Here is a 255-nt window from a genome sequence, read left to right on the forward strand (position 1 = left end):
GGCAACGTCCTACTCTTGCGGAACGTAAGTCCGACTACCATCGGCGCTAAAGAGCTTAACTTCTGTGTTCGGCATGGGAACAGGTGTGACCTCTTTGCCATTGTCACCAGACAATGAAATGTATGAATTTATACATTCAAAACTAGATAGTAAGTAAAATATGATTCAACCAAAACAAAACATTTAAAAATTGATTAAGTCTTCGATCGATTAGTATTCGTCAGCTCCACATATCGCTATGCTTCCACCTCGAAC

Annotated in this window: 1 rRNA gene; it reads right to left on the minus strand. The window is 40.0% G+C overall.

Annotation, left to right across the window (positions count from 1 at the left end):
* Positions 1 to 111: ribosomal RNA gene (gene rrf, locus ACF91D_RS32400) — 5S ribosomal RNA — on the minus strand; the annotation flags it as partial.
* Positions 112 to 255 lie beyond the last annotated feature (144 nt).

The organism is Staphylococcus sp. 231237_7MaSpsaltlick (assembly GCF_043107035.1).